The organism is Pseudomonas sp. NPDC090755, assembly GCF_044769005.1.
GTDB lineage: Bacteria > Pseudomonadota > Gammaproteobacteria > Pseudomonadales > Pseudomonadaceae > Aquipseudomonas.
The window spans coordinates 208,839-225,813 of the sequence record NZ_JBIVXC010000006.1; the positions used below are offsets into that span (position 1 = coordinate 208,839).

The 16,975-nt window shown below is 65.8% G+C and carries 15 protein-coding genes and 1 pseudogene; 10 read left to right on the plus strand and 6 right to left on the minus strand.

The features are described from left to right. Window positions 1-200 precede the first annotated feature (200 nt). From ACIQUS_RS12200 to ACIQUS_RS12230, 7 genes and pseudogenes are all read left to right on the plus strand, one after another. Window positions 201-2,039: pseudogene (locus ACIQUS_RS12200) on the plus strand (ImcF-related family protein); the annotation flags it as partial. Beyond that, window positions 2,012-3,655, plus strand: a complete 1,644-nt coding sequence (tssA, locus tag ACIQUS_RS12205) for a type VI secretion system protein TssA (protein WP_403047427.1) — start codon at window positions 2,012-2,014, stop codon at window positions 3,653-3,655. The pseudogene ACIQUS_RS12200 and the gene tssA, both read left to right, overlap by 28 nt. Beyond that, entirely contained in the window at window positions 3,652-4,704 is a 1,053-nt protein-coding gene (gene tssG, locus ACIQUS_RS12210) for a type VI secretion system baseplate subunit TssG (RefSeq protein ID WP_403047272.1), read from the plus strand. Before tssA ends, tssG begins: the two co-directional genes overlap by 4 nt. Then, window positions 4,685-5,221: a type VI secretion system lipoprotein TssJ gene (gene tssJ, locus ACIQUS_RS12215; protein ID WP_403047274.1), complete on the plus strand. Its 537-nt coding sequence runs from the start codon at window positions 4,685-4,687 to the stop codon at window positions 5,219-5,221. Before tssG ends, tssJ begins: the two co-directional genes overlap by 20 nt. A 12-nt stretch (window positions 5,222-5,233) precedes the next feature. Then, the gene (tssE, locus tag ACIQUS_RS12220; RefSeq protein WP_403047276.1) at window positions 5,234-5,665 is read left to right on the plus strand and encodes a type VI secretion system baseplate subunit TssE; all 432 of its coding nucleotides are present in this window, start codon (window positions 5,234-5,236) and stop codon (window positions 5,663-5,665) included. A gap of 18 nt (window positions 5,666-5,683) precedes the next feature. Further along, window positions 5,684-6,799: an OmpA family protein gene (locus ACIQUS_RS12225; RefSeq protein WP_403047278.1), complete on the plus strand. Its 1,116-nt coding sequence runs from the start codon at window positions 5,684-5,686 to the stop codon at window positions 6,797-6,799. Window positions 6,800-6,907: 108 nt separating this feature from the next. Then, the gene (locus ACIQUS_RS12230; RefSeq protein ID WP_403047281.1) at window positions 6,908-8,992 is read left to right on the plus strand and encodes a putative bifunctional diguanylate cyclase/phosphodiesterase; all 2,085 of its coding nucleotides are present in this window, start codon (window positions 6,908-6,910) and stop codon (window positions 8,990-8,992) included. 5 nt (window positions 8,993-8,997) lie between these two features. Here the strand turns inward: ACIQUS_RS12230 and ACIQUS_RS12235 are convergent, their stop codons facing one another. Continuing rightward, window positions 8,998-9,258 (minus strand): DUF1652 domain-containing protein, encoded by a 261-nt coding sequence (locus tag ACIQUS_RS12235; RefSeq protein WP_403047283.1) that lies wholly within the window; start codon window positions 9,256-9,258, stop codon window positions 8,998-9,000. A 320-nt stretch (window positions 9,259-9,578) separates the two neighbouring features. Between ACIQUS_RS12235 and ACIQUS_RS12240 the strand changes: the two genes are divergently transcribed. After that, a complete protein-coding gene (locus ACIQUS_RS12240; RefSeq protein ID WP_403047285.1) occupies window positions 9,579-10,769 on the plus strand; it encodes a pyridoxal phosphate-dependent aminotransferase in 1,191 nt (396 codons plus the stop codon). Here ACIQUS_RS12240 and ACIQUS_RS12245 read toward each other — a convergent pair. Then, window positions 10,762-11,394, minus strand: coding sequence for a DUF1345 domain-containing protein (locus ACIQUS_RS12245; protein ID WP_403047288.1), 633 nt, complete (start codon window positions 11,392-11,394; stop codon window positions 10,762-10,764). The two genes, ACIQUS_RS12240 and ACIQUS_RS12245, sit on opposite strands and share 8 nt — an antisense overlap. A gap of 280 nt (window positions 11,395-11,674) precedes the next feature. Here ACIQUS_RS12245 and xerC point away from each other — a divergent pair, with 280 nt between their 5' ends. Further along, entirely contained in the window at window positions 11,675-12,589 is a 915-nt protein-coding gene (gene xerC / locus ACIQUS_RS12250; protein ID WP_403047291.1) for a tyrosine recombinase XerC, read from the plus strand. A 512-nt stretch (window positions 12,590-13,101) separates the two neighbouring features. On the opposite strand, the gene tenA is transcribed toward xerC, so the two are convergent. From tenA to gspG, 4 genes are all read right to left on the minus strand, one after another. Then, a complete protein-coding gene (tenA, locus tag ACIQUS_RS12255) occupies window positions 13,102-13,761 on the minus strand; it encodes a thiaminase II (protein ID WP_403047294.1) in 660 nt (219 codons plus the stop codon). Between the two features lie 10 nt (window positions 13,762-13,771). After that, on the minus strand, window positions 13,772-14,413 hold the full coding sequence (locus tag ACIQUS_RS12260; RefSeq protein ID WP_403047296.1) for a TenA family protein: 642 nt from the start codon (window positions 14,411-14,413) through the stop codon (window positions 13,772-13,774). Window positions 14,414-14,527: 114 nt separating this feature from the next. Next, window positions 14,528-15,715: a type II secretion system F family protein gene (locus tag ACIQUS_RS12265; protein ID WP_403047298.1), complete on the minus strand. Its 1,188-nt coding sequence runs from the start codon at window positions 15,713-15,715 to the stop codon at window positions 14,528-14,530. A 15-nt stretch (window positions 15,716-15,730) separates the two neighbouring features. Further along, complete coding sequence (gene gspG / locus ACIQUS_RS12270; RefSeq protein ID WP_403047302.1) at window positions 15,731-16,153, minus strand: type II secretion system major pseudopilin GspG; 423 nt, start codon at window positions 16,151-16,153, stop codon at window positions 15,731-15,733. A 178-nt stretch (window positions 16,154-16,331) separates the two neighbouring features. On the opposite strand from gspG, the gene ACIQUS_RS12275 reads away from it, so the two are divergent. Next, on the plus strand, window positions 16,332-16,940 hold the full coding sequence (locus tag ACIQUS_RS12275; RefSeq protein ID WP_403047304.1) for a lytic transglycosylase domain-containing protein: 609 nt from the start codon (window positions 16,332-16,334) through the stop codon (window positions 16,938-16,940). Window positions 16,941-16,975: the final 35 nt, after the last annotated feature.

Genomic DNA, 16,975 nt, shown 5'->3' on the forward strand with positions numbered 1-16,975 from the left:
TCGGCGCCCGGCGCCTGCGCAGCCTGGCCAGGGTCTTGCGCTGGCAGTTGCCGTTGCACCTGTGGCAGGTCTGCGCCAGCGCCTGGGAACAAACCGGGCGTCCCTCCCAGGCGGTGGGCTGCCGCTTGCCGGCGCGCGTCACCCCGGAGCAGTTGCAAGTGCAGTTGACCGGTCTGCAACCCCCCTTGCGCGCGTTAGGCATGGCGCAGGTGCAAGCCAACGGGGCCCATGACTTTCTCCTGCGTCTGGCCCGCGACCTGCAGGCCGAGGGCATCGGTCGTTGGCAGAAGGCGCTGGCACCGCTACTCGGCGAGTTCGTCCGCAGCGTGCCGTTGCGCGGGTTGTGGTTCAGCCTGCCGCTGGCGGCGGTGGACAAGCACGGGCTCGACCATCATTGGCCGCAGAATCCGGCCTGGGCCGGGGTGCTCGGCGACAGGCGTGCAGCGGCCCGCCGCCTGGGCTGGCCGCTGCCACGCATCGGCTACGCCCTGGCGCTGGGCCTGGCCGCGGTGTGGGGCGCCGGGTTGCTGCTGTCGTTCGCCAGCAACCGCGCCTTGATCCTGCAAGTCCAGGGCGCGCAGGCCACCTTGCAGCAACCGGCAGCCACCGGTGCCGGACAGGTCCAGGCGCTCAATGCGCTGGTACGTGAACTGGACCGCCTGGCTTACCGCCATCAACACGGCGCGCCCTGGCACCAGCGCTTGGGCCTCAACCAGAACCCGGCGCTGCTCGACAGCCTGTGGCCGCGTTATGTCGAAGCCAACCAGCGCCTGCTGCGCGACCCGGCGGTGGCCCGGCTGCAGCGCCAGCTGCAGGCCCTGGTCAACCTGCCTGCCGACAGCCCCGCCCGCGCCGAACGGGCCGGCGCGGCCTACGACCAGCTCAAGGCCTACCTGATGCTGGCACGACCGGACAAGGCCGACGCGGTGTTCCTGGTCAAGACCCTGGGCGCCGATGAGCCGGCCTTGTGGCAGTTCTACGGCGCGCACCTGGCCGCGCATTCGGACTGGGCCATCGAGGCCGATGGCGCGCTGGTCGCCCAGGTCCGCCAGCTGCTGCTCGGCCAGTTGGGCCAGCGTAACGCCGAGGCCAGCCTGTACCGACAGGTGCTCGACCAGGTCGGCCCGCAGTACCCGGCCCTGGGACTGGCGCAGCTGGTCAGCGACACGGATGCGCAGCTGCTGTTCAGCGCACGCGCCAGTGTGCCAGGGGTATTCACCCGCCAGGCCTGGGAAGGCCAGGTGCGCGCAGCGATCGAGACGATCGCCAGTGCCCGCCGCGAGCAGATCGACTGGGTGCTCAGCGACACGCCCGCCGAGATCGCCGACACCCTGAGCGCCGAGCAGTTGCGTGAGCGCCTGACGGCTCGCTACTTCGAGGACTACAGCAACGCCTGGCTGGGTTTTCTCAACAGCCTGCGCTGGCGTCCGGCCGACAGCCTGGGCGAGGTCATCGAGCAGTTGACCCTGATGAGCGATGCGCGCCAGTCGCCGCTGCTCGCGCTGATGAACAGCCTGTCCTACCAGGGCCAGGCCGGCAGCCGCAGCCAGGCCCTGGCCGATTCGCTGCTGCAGTCGGCGCGCAACCTGGTCGGCGAGGACCCTTCGGGACGGGCCGAGCATCTGCCCGCCGGCCCCCTGGCCCCGACCTTCGGCCCGCTGCTGAGCCTGCTGGGCAAGGACAGTGAGGCCGATGGCGGCAGCGACCACCTGAGCCTGCAGCGCTTTCTCACCCGGGTGACCAGCGTGCGCCTCAAATTGCAACAGGTGAGCAACGCCAGCGATCCCCAGGCGATGACCCAGGCCCTGGCGCAGACGGTGTTCCAGGGCAAGGGCGTGGACCTCAGCGACACCCGCGACTACGGCAGCCTGATCGCCGCTAGCCTCGGTGCGCAGTGGGGCGGGGTGGGCCAGACGCTGTTCGTGCAGCCGCTGGAGCAGGCCTGGCAGCGGGTGCTGCAACCCGCGGCGGCGGGTCTGAACCGCCAGTGGCAACGCGCGATCGTCAGCGACTGGCAGGGCGCGTTCACCGGCCGCTACCCGTTCGCCGCCACCCGCAGCGATGCCTCGCTGCCGATGCTCGGGCAGATGACCCGGGCCATGGCGACGATTTCCAGCGCATGCGCGAGGAGGTCAACAAGCTGTCCGGGGCGGACACCGAGCGGGTAGTGCAGTTGGCGCAAAAGCTGCTCACGCAGACCTGCAAGGACCTGCGGGTGGCCATCTACTACCTGTGGGCGCGCCTGCACCGCGACGGCGAGCCCGGGCTGGCCGACGGGCTCAGCCTGCTGGCCGCCTTGATCGAGCGTTACCCGGCCACGGTACTGCCCACCCGGGCCAACAGCCGCAAGGCAGCCCTGGAGTGGCTGGCCAGCGCCAAGGTGCTCGATAGCCTGTCGCGCTATCCGCAGGTGGTCAAAGCCGAAGCGCAACGCACGGTCGCGGCCCTGGCCTGGCTGGAGCATGGCCTGGCGGCCTGGCCGCAAGACCAGCGTCCCGCGCTGGGTGAGCTGTGCCGTGCGCTGTCCTCGCGCCTGGCGCACAGCGGCGGCGTTGACGCGGTGTTACCGCAGACCGGTGCCAGTCAACCGGGCCCTCAATTGCCCGGGCCGAGCCTGAGCCCGATCAAGTCCGGGCGCGACCTGCTCGATGCCGGCCGGGCCATGGCCGGCTATCTGCATGAGCAACCCCAGGGCTGGCTGGCGGCGCATCGTCTGATGAAAAGCCTGCGCTGGGACACGGTTCACCAGACACCGCCCCAGGATGCCAACGGCATCACCCGTCTTGCGCCACCGCGCAGCGAGTACCGGGCGCAACTCAAGCGTTTGCACCTGCAGCAGCGCTGGGATGACTTGCTCGAACAGGCGCAGCGGATGTACGTCGAGGGTGCGAACCACTTCTGGCTCGACTTGCAGTGGTACCTGCACCAGGCACTGGGCAAGCAGCCGGCGCCGGCAAACAGTTGGGCCGTTATCGTCGAACGCGACCTGGGCATGTTCCTCGAACGCCTGCCGGGCCTGGACATACAGTGCTGGAGCGACGGCAGCCCGTTCGCCGACCCGACCACCCGCGAATGGATTACCCAGCACGTCAGTGGCAATCGTCAACAGCAGTGGCTGCCCGCATCCATGGCTGCACCGACCTCGGCGGACAGCGACATCCTTGCCTGGGAGGACGAGGCCCTGGCGCAGGCTGACCGCGAGGGGGTCGAGCAGGCGCTGGGCTGGCTTGCCGAGCGGCCCGACATGCGCACAGGCCGCCAGCGCTGGCTGTTGCGCTTGCTGATGGCGCGGGTGGGCTCGAATTTCCTGCCCATGCTCGATAGCGCTGAAGTGCTGCGCGGCACCCTGGCGCTCTACGACTGGGAGGGCGGTGAGCTCAATCGTCGGCGGCTGGAGGCCATCGTCGAGGTCAAGCATCACCTGATCCAACGTTTCGAAAAGGGCTTCCTGCTGCGCGGGGTGGACATCGAGATAACCCTGGATGCCAACGGCTTTTGCGGTGAGGGCGACATCAGCCTGTTTGGCGAAATGCTCAACCGCTTCTTCGCCCTGTACGCCGATATTCACCTGTTCAATCAGCTCACCTTGATCCTGCAACCGTCCGGCAAGTGCTTGCAATGGAGCGAGAATCATAGCCAGCGAGTTCCCGGATGAAGGTCGAGGATTTACTGCAAGCGCTACGGGGACGCGTGAGTGAAGCCAACCTGTTTCGCTTTTGCCAGTTGCTGGAGCAGGCCATGCCCGATCGTCCTCCATTGGGGAGCAGCACACATCCGGCCGATGATCCGGTGCGCTTTCGGCCAGACCCCGGCATGGGGTTTCCGGCGGGCGAGCTGAAGGCCATTGAAATGGACGGGCAGCCGGCGACGGTGCGTACCCGCCTGCTTGGCCTGTATGGGGTCGACTCACCCTTGCCGACCGCCTACCTGGACGACATTGCCCAGCGTCGCGAGGGGCACGCGGCGCTCGAGGCCTTTCTGGATATCTTCAACCACCGGGTCTTTACCCAGTTTTACCGTATCTGGCGCAAGTACTCGTATCCCGCCACGTTCCAGGCCGGGGGCGGCGATGCGACGTCGCAGTGTCTGCTGGGGCTTGTTGGCCTGGGAATTCCCGGGACTGGCGAACAGGTTGCCACGCCAATGTCGCGTTTTCTGGCCTTGCTCGGCGTGATGCGGCTACCGACGCGCAATGCTGAAGGCGTGGTTGCCCTGGTCAAGCTGCTTGCCCCCAATACCCGGGCCCGGGTGACAGCACACTGGCCCCGGAAAATCATCCTGGCGCAGCCGGCGCAGTTGTCCCGCAGTCGCCCGACGGGCCTGGCGCAACGCGCCCCGCTAGGGGGTGTCGGCCATGACGCCAACAGTGAGCTGCGCCTTGAGCTGTTCACCGAGGATCAGGAGGAGGCGCGTGGCTGGTTGCCCGGGGGCCAATTGCACAGCGACTTGCTGGTGCTGCTTCGGGTGTACCTGGGATGGCGTTGCACCGCCAGGCTGCAACTGTCGCTCCCGGTGCGCTGCCTGGCGCCCGCTGCACTGGGGCGTGCCCCCGTGCTGTTGGGCATGACCGCGGTGCTGGGGCCGGGAAGTGCCGCCGGGCAGCCGTCACAGCACGACACCCTCACCATCAACCTTGGCCGGTATACCGGCCTGCACAGCAACCCTCGGAGCAGGGAGGTCCATCATGTGGCGTACGGTATCTAATTCATTGTGGCTGGCCGCGCTGGCTGCATCGCTTGGCGGTTGCGGCCTGTCGCAGACCCTGACCGACAGCAGCACGTCGGCAGCCCGGTCAATTTTCTACACGCAGGTCAAAACGCTTCACCTGGATTTCAGTGGGCGGGTCGCAACGAACAGGGACGTGGCGGACATGAGCGACCTGTCAGTGCCGACCGTGGTGCGTGTCTATCAATTGCGCGAACGCAAGGTCATGGAGCGGGCCACCTATGACGGCCTGTTGCACAGCAGCACCACGGTGCTGGGCGCCGACCTGCTGGATGAACGGGCCGTGGTGGTGAAACCCGGCGAAGGCGCGCAGATGAGCATACCCATGAACCCAGACGCACAGTTCATCACGGTGGTGGCATTGTTTCGAACGCCCGACACCGACAGGGACACCTGGCGCCTGACACTGAGCCGCAACGACCTCGACCCGGACCAGCCTCGAGTGATCGAGCTGAGCGAGGATCGACTGACCCTGCGCCCCGTGATCAAGCAATGAGGATGACGTGAAGTGAACCCATCGCTTTATGAAGTGCTCCTGCAAAACTTCGACGGTGAGCTGGCGCTCGATCAGGTGGCCGAAGCGGACCAACTGACCGTGTCGGTGCTGGACAACCTGCAGCGCATTCTCAACAGCCGGGCCGGTACGCTCAGCCATCTTCCGGATTACGGCCTGCCGGACATGGGCATGATCCTGCAGGGTTTGCCCGCCACGGCGCACCGGCTGATGAACACCATGGTCGAAACCCTGCTCAAGTACGAACCGCGCCTGGTGGCGGTGAGCGTTGAGTTGCTGGCGCAAGCGCACCCCGGCCATCTTGAGTACCGGCTCGATGCGCAACTCAAGGGCGGGGCGCGACTGTTGTTCGGCACGACCCTGGCATGCGAAGGCAAGGTGCTGGTACGTCACCTGAAGCGACAGCATGACCTGTCGACATCGTGAAGCGGCAAGGGAGGCTGGATGACGGCAGTGATTGAGTGGCATCTTCGACTCGGCGGCGACCCGGGCGCTTACAGGGAATTCATGCTGTTGCGTACCGAACTCGCCAAACTGGGACATCCGGCGTGCCCGGATGTGGACTGGCTGAAGGTGGAGCAGCTGTGCCTGGCATTGTTCGACAAGAATGGCGCGCAGTTGCAGACAGTGGCTGCGTTCGTGCTGGCGCGAAGCCGGCGCAACGGCCTGGAGGGCATGAATGAGGGCGTGGCCCTGCTGGAAGCACTTGGCGGTGAGTGGGCGCGACTCTGGCCGCCCAGAGCGTCGGAGCGCCTGGACATCCTGTTCTGGTTGTTCACGCAATTGCAGTCATTGTTGCGCACGCTGGCGCTGACGCCGGGCAGCCTGCCTGCGCTGGTACGACTGGGTAGCGCGCTTGAATACCTGAGCACGACGCTCGATCGCCAGGTGCGAACGCCAATGCTTTCGCTACAAGCATTTCGTCAGCACGTCGCAATCCTTGTGCAGCGCCTTGAGTCGTCGCACAGCCCCACGGCAGCTGTGCCGGCGTCGATGAGCAGGGAAGCGCCGGCTTTGATGACGCCGAACATGGTCTTTACCCCTTCGCCCAGTGTGGAATTTCCGATATTTCGCCTTGCAAGCCGACGAAGGCCCTGGGGGGCGTGGGTGTTTGCCTTGGCCAGTTGCCTGGCAGTGGCCGGCGGCTTGGGATGGCAGTACGTACTGAGTAGCCAGGACCGCGTACAGGGGAGACCTGAGCCGGTGCGCCTGAGCAGCTTGCGCCTGTTCGATGCCGGCAGCGCCGAACTCAAGGGCGGGGCGACCAAGGTGCTGATCAATGCGTTGGCCGACATCAAGGCGCAGCCAGGCTGGATGATCGTGATTTCCGGGCATACCGATACCCGTGGCGACCCGCAAAAGAACCTTCGACTGTCACAGGACCGGGCCCTGGCAGTACGTGAGTGGATGCAGCGCATGGGCGACATTCCCGACAGTTGTTTTGCGGTACAAGGCCTGGCCGCCAGTCAACCGATCGCCAGCAACGAAACCGAGCTGGGACGCTCGGTCAACCGGCGGGTCGACATACAGTTGCTGCCGGTAGCAGGGGCGTGTGGCTAGCCGACGAACACCCGCGAAAACCCGTGCGTTTCGCCAAAGCTTGAGTACAATCATCGGCTTTTTCCCGGGCCAGATCTGTGCCCGGTTCCTGGGTTGTGGAAGGCTTTCATGCTAATCGGTAGTTACTCTTCTTCGCTGGTGTTGATTTCACTGTGCGTGGCCATCCTTGCCTCCTATACCGCGCTTGACCTGACCGGGCGCATCGCCACCGCCAAGGGCAGGGCGGTGTACCTGTGGATCAGCGGTGGCGCGCTGGCCATGGGCTTTGGCATCTGGTCGATGCACTTTATCGGCATGCTCGCCTTCAGCTTGCCGATCCCCCTGGGCTACGACCTGACCCTGACCCTGTTGTCGCTGCTGATCGCCGGCCTGTCGTCGGGGTTCGCCCTGTGGCTGGTCAGCCAGCCGAGCCTGCCCTGGCTGCAACTGGGCCTGGGCGCGCTGATCATGGGCGCCGGGATCAGCAGCATGCATTACACCGGCATGGCCGCGCTGCTGATGACGCCGGGCATCGACTACGACCCGACCTTGTTCGGCCTGTCGCTGGTGATCGCCGTGGGCGCCTCGGCGGCGGCCTTGTGGATTGCCTTCCGGCTGCGCCAGCAAACCTTGTATGTCCGCCAGATCCGCGGTGCGGCGGCGGTGGTGATGGGCTTTGCGATTGTCGGCATGCACTACACCGGCATGGCGGCGGCGAACTTTCCCGAAGGCAGTTTCTGCGGCGCGCTGGGCACCGGCCTGAGCGGCAACGGCCTGGACTACCTGGTACTGATCACCACCCTGGCCGTGCTGGCGGTGGCGCTGTTGACCTCGGTGCTCGATGCCCGCCTGGAAGCGCGTACGGCCGAGCTCGCCCGCTCGCTGACCCTGGCCAACCAGGAACTGACCCAGCTGGCCCTGCATGACACCCTGACCGGCTTGCCCAACCGCACGCTGCTGGCCGACCGTATCGACCAGGCCATCGCCAAGGTCACGGCGCAGGGGGGCTGTTTCGCACTGATGTTCATCGATCTGGATGGCTTCAAGCCGGTCAACGATGCCTTCGGCCATCACATGGGCGACCTGCTGCTCAAGGAGGTGGCGCAGCGCCTGCGCGGTCACCTGCACAACCAGGACACCCTGGCGCGTATCGGCGGCGACGAGTTCGTGCTGCTGGTGGAGTTGCAGGATCCCGACGATGCGGTGAGCGTCGCGGCCAAGCAGGTCAATCTGATTTCCCGGGCCTTCCGCGTGGCCGAGCAGAACCTGCAGATTTCCGCGAGCATCGGCATCGTGCTCTACCCGGGCAACGGCCAGGACCAGCATGAGCTGCTGCGCAATGCCGATGCGGCGATGTACCACGCCAAGAGCGCCGGCAAGAACGGTTACAGCTTCTTCGATGTGTCGATGAACAGTAATGCGCGCCTGCAGTTGCAACTGCTGCAGGACCTGCGCACCGCGCTGGATCAAGGCCAGTTCCGGCTGTTCTACCAACCCAAGTTCGACGCTCGGCACTGCCAGCCCATCGGTGCCGAGGCGCTGCTGCGCTGGGAGCACCCTCAGCATGGCCTGTTGCTGCCGGACCGCTTTATCGTGCTGGCGGAAAAGACCGGGTTGATCATCCCCATCGGCGAGTGGGTGCTGGACGAAGCGTGCCGGCAGATGCGCGCCTGGATCGACCAGGGCTACAGCGACTGGCGCATGGCGGTCAATCTCTCGGCCATCCAGTTCTGCCATGCCGGCCTGGTCGACAGCGTGGCCCGGGTGCTGGCCCGTCACCAGCTGCCGGCCAACAGCCTGACCCTGGAGATCACCGAAACCACGGCCATGCACGATGCCGATGCCAGCCTCGAGGTCTTGCAGAAGTTGTCGGACATGGGCGTCGACCTGTCCATCGACGATTTCGGCACGGGCTATTCGAGCCTGATGTACTTGAAGCGTCTGCCGGCCAATGAGCTGAAGATCGACCGCGGCTTTGTCCGCGACCTGGAGCAGGACAGCGATGACGCGGCGATTGTCTCGGCCATCGTCGCCCTGGGGCAGGCGCTGGGCTTGCGGATTGTCGCCGAAGGGGTGGAAACCGACCGCCAGCAGAGCTTCCTGACGCGCCTGGGCTGCGATTCGTTGCAGGGGTATCTGCTCGGCCAGCCAATGCCGGCCGAGCGTTTTATGCGTGATATCGAGCGGGCCCGCGAGAGCCTGGCGGTGGACTGACGCCTTTAGCCTGCGGCGCGCAGGTTGCAGGAGGGCTGGAATGCCTCGAGTTCGGCTTCGACGGCTTCGATGATGCGTTCGACGTCGGCAGCCGGCATGAGCGTGGCACAGGGGATGCCGGCGACGGCCAGCAGGGTTTCACCGGTGGCCCGGTCGAACAGGCGCGCAATCATGCTGCGCGGCGCGTCCATGCTGGCCTCGAACCCCAGCGGATGAAAGTGCCAGCGCATCATCTGGCAGGCGCTGGGAAATGTCAGTTTGTTCATACCAGCCTCCTTGTAGGGTGAACAACAGGTGGGCGGATCGAGGTGCGCAACAGGTCCCCGGGGACCCTGGAGAGCCCCCTAACCATAGCACTGCTGACACCAGTGTCTGCCCGTGACGATGACGGTTTGTCGATTCCTCGCAGCAGGTTCCGCCCTGTGCGGCACCCCCATGACACGGGCTCGAAAACGGCAAACGTTTGCCGGCAATATTTCCCTGCGCCGGCACTGGGCGTTCTGCTATTTTTACCGGCAGTCGGCTGGGATGCTTGCCTGGGTAACTTTCGGACCAATGGCACCCAGGCTCAGTCAAGGAGACCGTCATGCGTTATTCCGCGCTCACCCAACGTATCGCCGGTGACGGTGCTGCTGCCTGGAACATTCACTACCGCGCCGTCGAGCTGCAGGAGCAGGGGCGGGAGATCTTCCTGCTGTCGATCGGCGACCCGGATTTCGACACGCCCCCGGCCATTGTCGACGCGGCCATCGACAGCTTGCGCGCCGGTCGCACCCACTACGCCGACATCCGCGGCAGCCTGGGCCTGCGCCAGGCCATTGCCCGCCACCACACTCGCCACAGCGGCCAGCCGGTCGACCCGCTGGACGTGGTGGTGCTGGCGGGGGCGCAATGCGCCTTGTATGGCGTGGCCCAGTGCCTGTTTGACCCCGGTGACGAGGTGATTGTCGCCGAACCCATGTATGTGACCTACGAGGCGGTGTTCGGCGCCTGTGGGGCGCAGGTGGTGCCGGTGGCGGTCGAGCCCCGGCAAGGCTTTCGCGTCGACCCGGCGGAGGTGGCGGCGCGGGTGACGCCACGCACCCGGGCGCTGCTGCTCAACAGCCCGCACAATCCCTCCGGCGCCAGCCTGCCCAAATCCACTTGGGAGCGCCTGGCGCGGATCTGCATCGAGCACGACCTGTGGCTGATCTCCGATGAGGTCTACAGCGAGCTGCTGTACGAAGGCGAGCATTTCAGCCCGGCCAGCCTGCCGGGTATGGCCGTGCGCACGGCGACCATCAACAGCCTGTCCAAGTCTCACGCCATGTCGGGCTGGCGGGTAGGCTGGGTGATCGGTCCGCAGGCGTTGGGCGATCACTTGAGCAACCTGGCCTTGTGCATGCTTTATGGCTTGCCGGACTTCGTCCAGGACGCCGCCCAGCTGGCGCTGGAGCAGGACCTGCCCGAAGTGCGGCAGATGCGCGACACCTACCGCGAACGCCGTGACCGGGTCTGTGCCAGCCTCGCCGATTGCCCCGGGGTGCGGGTGCACAAGCCCGATGGCGGCATGTTCGTGATGATCGATATCCGCGAGACCGGCCTGGGCGCCCAGGCCTTTGCCGAGCGGCTGCTTGAGGAACACGGGGTGGCGGTGCTGGCCGGCGATGCCTTCGGGCCCAGTGCGGCCGGGCATCTGCGCCTGGGCCTGGTGCTCGATAGCGAGCGGCTGGAGCAGGCCTGCCAGCGCATCGCCCGCTGTGCCATGCAGGTGCTGGAAGGCCGGGCCTTCAGTTGAGCAGGGTGGCGGCCAGGTTGATGGTAAAGCCCAGAATCGCGGTATTGAAGACAAAGCCTACCAGTGAATGGGCCAGCACCACCCGGCGCATCTGGCGACCGGCCACGCCCACGTCCGAGGTCTGTACCGCCACGCTCAAGGTGAACGAGAAGTAGTGGAAGTCCCAGTAGTCGGGGTGCCGTTCACCGTCGATGAAACGCAGCAGCGGCGTGTGTTCCCGGGCGGTGTAGAACAGATGGGCGTAGTGCAGGCTGAAGATGGTGCCGATCAGCAACCAGGAGCCGGCGACAGTGAACCCGGTATAGGCATAGCGCAATGGCCCCGACCCGCCGCCCGCCAGTTGCAGGATCACCGCAGCCAGGCTGGCGATCGCCGCGACGCTGATGGTGAACAACACAAGGCCCGCGTTTTCATCCTCGATACTGGCCACCTGACTGACCTTTTGCGCGCTGGCGTGCAGGGTCAGCCACAGGATCAGCAGCAGGTACAGCCATACGCCGACATTCCAGCCGATCAGGACATGCTCGACCCAGTCGCTGGCCGGCACCAGCCAGCCGGACAGCAGGCCGGTGAGGGTGGCGATGGTCAGGCGCGGGTGGCTGCGGGTCAGTCGATGAAAAGCCATGGTGCCTCAAGGCCGGGGATCCTTGTGCAACTGTAGCTGCAAGCCAGCGCCCGGGTAGGCGAAAGGCCGGCGAGGGAGCGCTGCAGCAGGTGGCCATGATTTTGCCCTCAATCGATTCCAGGGGGAGTGATGAGGTACCATCGCACCCTGTGCCAGGCAGAAATGGCTTGCCAATCAAGGATCTGGTCTTGATGCGGGTCACCACGACCTGCTGTGGTTCGAGTCAGGGTGACAGGATGAAGTCACGCTGGCCTCAGTTCAGCTCTACAGGATTCCCGGTTTGTCCGATTCACTGCAAAACCCCTTGCTGCAATACCTCGCCCGCCTGGCACCGTCCAGCCAGCTGACCATGAAGTACATCCTCCAGGACGCCGCCGACCGCCTGGGGTTCGAGGATTGCGACATTGCCGAGGTGCCCTGGCACCAGCTCGAACCCGGGCATGTCACCGCCCTGGTGGCGGCCTTGCGTGCCGACGGTTATGCGCCGAACACCTCGTCGCTGTACGTCAATGCCGTGCGCGGGGTCATGAATGAGGCCTGGCGCCTGGGCCAGGTCAGCCAGGACCAGCTGTTGCGCATCCGCACGGTCAAGCCGGCCCAGGGCACGCGCCTGCCCGCTGGCCGCAACCTCAAGCGCAGCCTGATTCGCGAGCTGATGGAGGCCTGCGCCGCCGACCCCCGGCCCCAGGGCCTGCGCGACGCGGCGGTGATCGCCTTGCTGTACGGCACCGGTATGCGCAAGTCCGAGTCGGTCAACCTGAGCCTGGCCCAGGTCGACTTCAATGAGCGCAGCCTGCAGGTGCTGGGCAAGGGCAACAAGCAGTTGATCAAGTACGCGCCAACCTGGGCGTTCGACAAGCTCAATGCCTGGTTGGCGTTCCGGCGAGAGCAGTTGCCCGAGGGCCAGGCCGACGACGACTTCCTGTTCAACCGCATCCGTCGTGGCAGCCATATCACCCGCGAGCGCATCACCAAGCATGCGATCTACTACATCGCCCGCCAGCGTGGCACACAGGTTGGGGTGAAGATCATGCCCCACGACTTTCGCCGGTCCTTCATCACCCGGGTGATCGAGGAGCATGACCTGTCGATTGCCCAGAAGCTGGCGCACCACACCAACATCCAGACCACCGCCAACTACGACATGCGTGACGACAACGAACGGCGCCGGGCGGTGGATCGTTACGACTACTGACTGTAAGCGCAACTGCCGTGGTTACCTAATGGTGTAGCCGCTGCCGCCAGGCTGCGATCGGTCGCGAAGCGACCGTAAAACCTGGCGAGTTCAGTCTGTCAGGTACACCGGGGTGGTCGGATTGCGCCTGCTGCGCAGTCGATCGCAGCCTCGTTCCTCGGCAGCGGCTACCCCTGTAGCAACAACTGCCTTGATTGCCTGACGGTGTAGCCGCTGCCGCCAGGCTGCGATCGGTCGCGAAGCGACCGTACAACTGGCGAGTTCAGTCTGTCAGGTGCACCGGGGTGGTTGGATTGCGCCTGCTGCGCAGTCGATCGCAGCCTCGTTCCTCGGCAGCGGCTACCCATGCAGCAACAACTGCCTTGATTGCCTGGCGGTGTAGCCGCTGCCGCCAGGCTGCGATCGGTCGCGAAGCGACCGTAAGACCTGGCGACTTCAGTTTGTCAGGTACAACGAGGTGACCGGGTTGCGCCTGCGCCGCAGTCAAGCCGCTACCGCTGTAGGCGCGGCGGTTACACTGCGTCCAGGCCCATCTGCCAGAAGTCGGCCTCCAGGCGCGAGGCCTGGGCGAACACCTTGACCAGTTCCCCGAAGCGCTGTTCGGTCATGGTCCGTGCCGCCAGTGTGTCCAGGTGTGCCCGCGCTGCGGTGGCCACGCCCTGGTAGCCGCTGCCGGCGTATTCGCCGATCCACTCCCGGTAGGGATGATCGGCCAGGGCCTCGATGCCGTCGGGGCTCAGGTTGCGGCCGATCTCGGCATAGCCGATCACGCAGGGTGCCAGGGCCACATGCAGGTCGAGCAGGTCACCGGCGGCGCCGCAGTCGAGCACGAAGCGGGTGTAGGCGACAGTGGCCTGGTGTTCCGGGGTGGCGGCCAGGTCGTCGGCACTCAGCCCCCAGCGCTCGCACAGGCGCACGTGCAGCGCGGTCTCGTCGAGGATGGCCGCCAGCCCCGCCTGGGCGGCGCGGATATCGTCCAGGGTGCGGCTCTTGTAGGCGGCCAGCGCCCAGGAACGGGCGAACTGGATCAGGAACAGGTAGTCCTGCACCAGGTACTTGCGAAAGGCCGGCTGGGCCAGGGTGCCGGCGCCCATCTGGCGAACGAAGGGGTGGTCGACGTAGCTGTTCCAGTCGGCGCTGGCGGCCTGCTTGAGGCGCTCGAAAATATCCATGGTTCGATCCTTAGATGTCGTAGGCGGCGTCGAAGAACGCCTGTTCCAGCTTCACGGCGCGCAGGAAGAAGTCGGTGCTGGTCTGCTGTTCGGTCGCGCCGACCCGGTCCAGTTCAGCGCGCAGGAAGGCGACGAAGGCCTGGAAGTCCGGGTTGTCGTGCAGGGTGATCCATTCGGCATGCTCGAAGCGTGGCGGCAGCGACCCTTTGGCGCGCAGGGCCCAGTCCAGGTACAGCCCTTCGGCAACGTTGAGCACCGCCAGCGCTGCGGCGTAGGAACGGCTGGCCGCCGCTTCGCGCATCAGCGCCTTGAAGCCTGCGGTGGGCGCCGAGTCGGGCGCGTCGCGGCGTTGTGCGTCACTCACGCTCAGGGCCTGGAAGGCTCGCAGGAAATAGGTGTTCTCTTCACCCGAGATCACCCCGGTGAACCGGCCCAGGCGAATGCGTGCCTCGAAGGTGTCGGCGGTGGCGATGGCGGCGCCGAGCAGGGTCAGGAAGGCATCGATGAAGCGATGGTCCTGGATCAGGTAATTGATCATCACGGCATCGTCCACGGTGCCGGCCATCAGTTCGTTGACGAAGCGGTGCTCGATGGAGCGGGTCCAGCCCGGTTCGCTCAGGCGGCGAAGGGTATCGGTGAAGCGTTCGGTCATCCTGCTGTCCTCGGGGGAAGGTGGCAGCGAGACCGCGAGCGGCAGGCGAGGGCGGCCTCGCAATGAGACCGGCCGATTGTATACAGCAAGTGCGAATGATTGTCACGCCAGCCGCTAGTGGATGCTCGACGCCAGCTCGAAGATCGGCATGTACATCAGGATCACGATAAAGCCGATCAACAGACCGATGAAGGTCATCAGCAGGGGTTCGAACAGGCGCACGAACCATTCGATCCAGCGGCTGATCTCTTCGTCGTAGAAATCGGCGCTGCGCTCCATCATCTGCCCCAGGTTGCCCGATTGCTCGCCGGCGCGCAGCAGGCGCAGCGACACCGGGGTCACCAGTTGCCCGACTTCCAGCGCCGCCGACAGCGAAAGGCCTTCGCGCACCCGCTCGCAGGCCAGTTCCAAGCGCTGGCTGGCCGCCGCACCCAGCAGGCCGCGGGCCATGCCCATGGCGGTCAGGATGGGAATACCGCCTTGCAGAAGGATCCCCAGGGAGCGATAGAAGCGCGCCAACTCGTACATCACCAGGCGCCGGTGCAGGGCCGGCAGGCGTTCGAGCTGGCGGTTAAGCCAGCGCCGCACCCGCGGGTCGCGGCGCAGCAGGAACAACCCCGCCAGCGTCCCGGCAAAGCCCATGGCCAAGGGCGCCTGATGGGCATGCAGGAACATCCCGGCCTGCATCAGCAGCCGCGAGAGCCACGGCAGTTCGGTGCCCAGGCCTTCGAACACCAGGCTGAAGCGCGGTACCACATAGCCCAGCAGGAACAGCACCACGCCACCGCCCACCAACAGCAGCAAGAGCGGGTAGATCGAGGCACTGATGATCTTCTGCCGCACTTCGTCCATGCGTTGGCGGTAACTGACATAGCGCCCCAGGGCATCGCCCAGGGCGCCGGTCTTCTCGCTCGACTGCACCAGGGCGACGTACAGCGGCGGAAACACGCTGGGCAGCAGGGCCAGGGACTGGGAGAAGGACTTGCCTTCGTACAGCAGCCGCACCAGTTCACCCAGGGTCTTGCGCGCCTGCGCCGCCGACTCCTTTTCGGCCAGGCTTTCCAGGGCGTCGATCAGCGGCAGGCCGGCGTTGAGCAGGGTGGTCAGCTCCTGGCTGAACAGCACCAGGTCGAACACCTCGCCACGGCGCCAGCGCAAGCGGGCGAAGCGTTCGCAGTTGCGCACGCTGACCACCCGCAAGCCTTGCTGCTCGGCTTGCTGCCGGGCTTGTCCTGCGTCCTGGGCGTCCAGCGTCAGCAGGACCACCCCGGTTTTCCCCAGTGCCTTGAGCTCGAAGCGCATGTGCCGTTCCTCCGCCTACTGCCAACTGGTGATCTCGGCGTTCTCGCCTTCGCCGCCGGGTTGGCCGTCCTTGCCCATGGAGAGCAGGTCGTACTCGCCGTTTTCACCGGGTTGGCGATAGATGTAGTTACGCCCCCACGGATCTTGCGGCACTTTCTTCTGCAAGTAGGGCCCCGACCAGCGGGTCTCGTCGCTGGGGGCGATGACCAACGCCTGCAAGCCTTGCTCGGAATTGGGGTAATGCCCCACCTCCAGCCGGTACAGGTCCAGGGCCTTGCCCAAGCCTTCGATCTGCGCCCGGGCCACCTTGGCCTCCGAGCGCCCCAACTGACTGAAGTACTTGGGTGCGACGATCCCGGCGAGCAGCCCCAACACCACCAGTACCACCAGCAGTTCGAGCAGGGTGAATCCCTGTTGTGCGCGTTTTTTGTCGTTCATGCCAAAGGCCCTCCTTCGTGCGCCTGCAAGGCCCCATGCAATTGTTGTGCGCGTCTGCCCCGAGCCTTTGCGCCACGGGCACGGCAAGGCGGCACAGTGCTTGCGTCAGTAGGTCCACGCCTCGGCAATCGGGGCATATGCCCCACTTTTCGGGGGACGCAACGGGGAGGGCGGTACGATGCGCTGGCTCACTGCGGGAATCTTCTTCTGGCTTGTCTGGACCCAACCGGCCCAGGCCGATTTCTACATTTCGATCAAGGCCGATGGCAGCTACGTGCTGACCAACGTCCACCGACCCGGACGCCAGTATGAACGGGTCATTACTGAACAAGCGGGGTCGAGCCTGGCCGGCAACGGCCAGGCGCAACTGATCACCGGCCTGCCGTACGCCGAGCTGGTGGCTGCGGCGGCCAAGGCCAACGACCTGCCGCCGGCGCTGCTTCATGCGGTGATCCATGCCGAGTCGCGCTACAACCCCAATGCCCGCTCACCCAGCGGAGCCGCCGGGCTCATGCAATTGATGCCGGGCACGGCCAAGGAGTTGGGGGTCAAGAACGTCCTGGATCCGCGCTCCAACGTGCAAGGCGGGGCGCGCTACCTCAAACGCATGCTGACCCTGTTCGACAACGACATCACCCTCGCGGTGGCGGCCTACAACGCCGGCCCCGACGCGGTGATGCGCCGTGGGGGGATCGTCCCGCCCTATGCCGAGACCCAGCGTTATGTGCCCAAGGTGCTGCGCCAGTACCGGCGCTTGCAGGGGCTGTCGCAGGATGCGCCGTTGTGACCGGCGATGGGCAAGGCTGCGCCTTGCATCGCTGG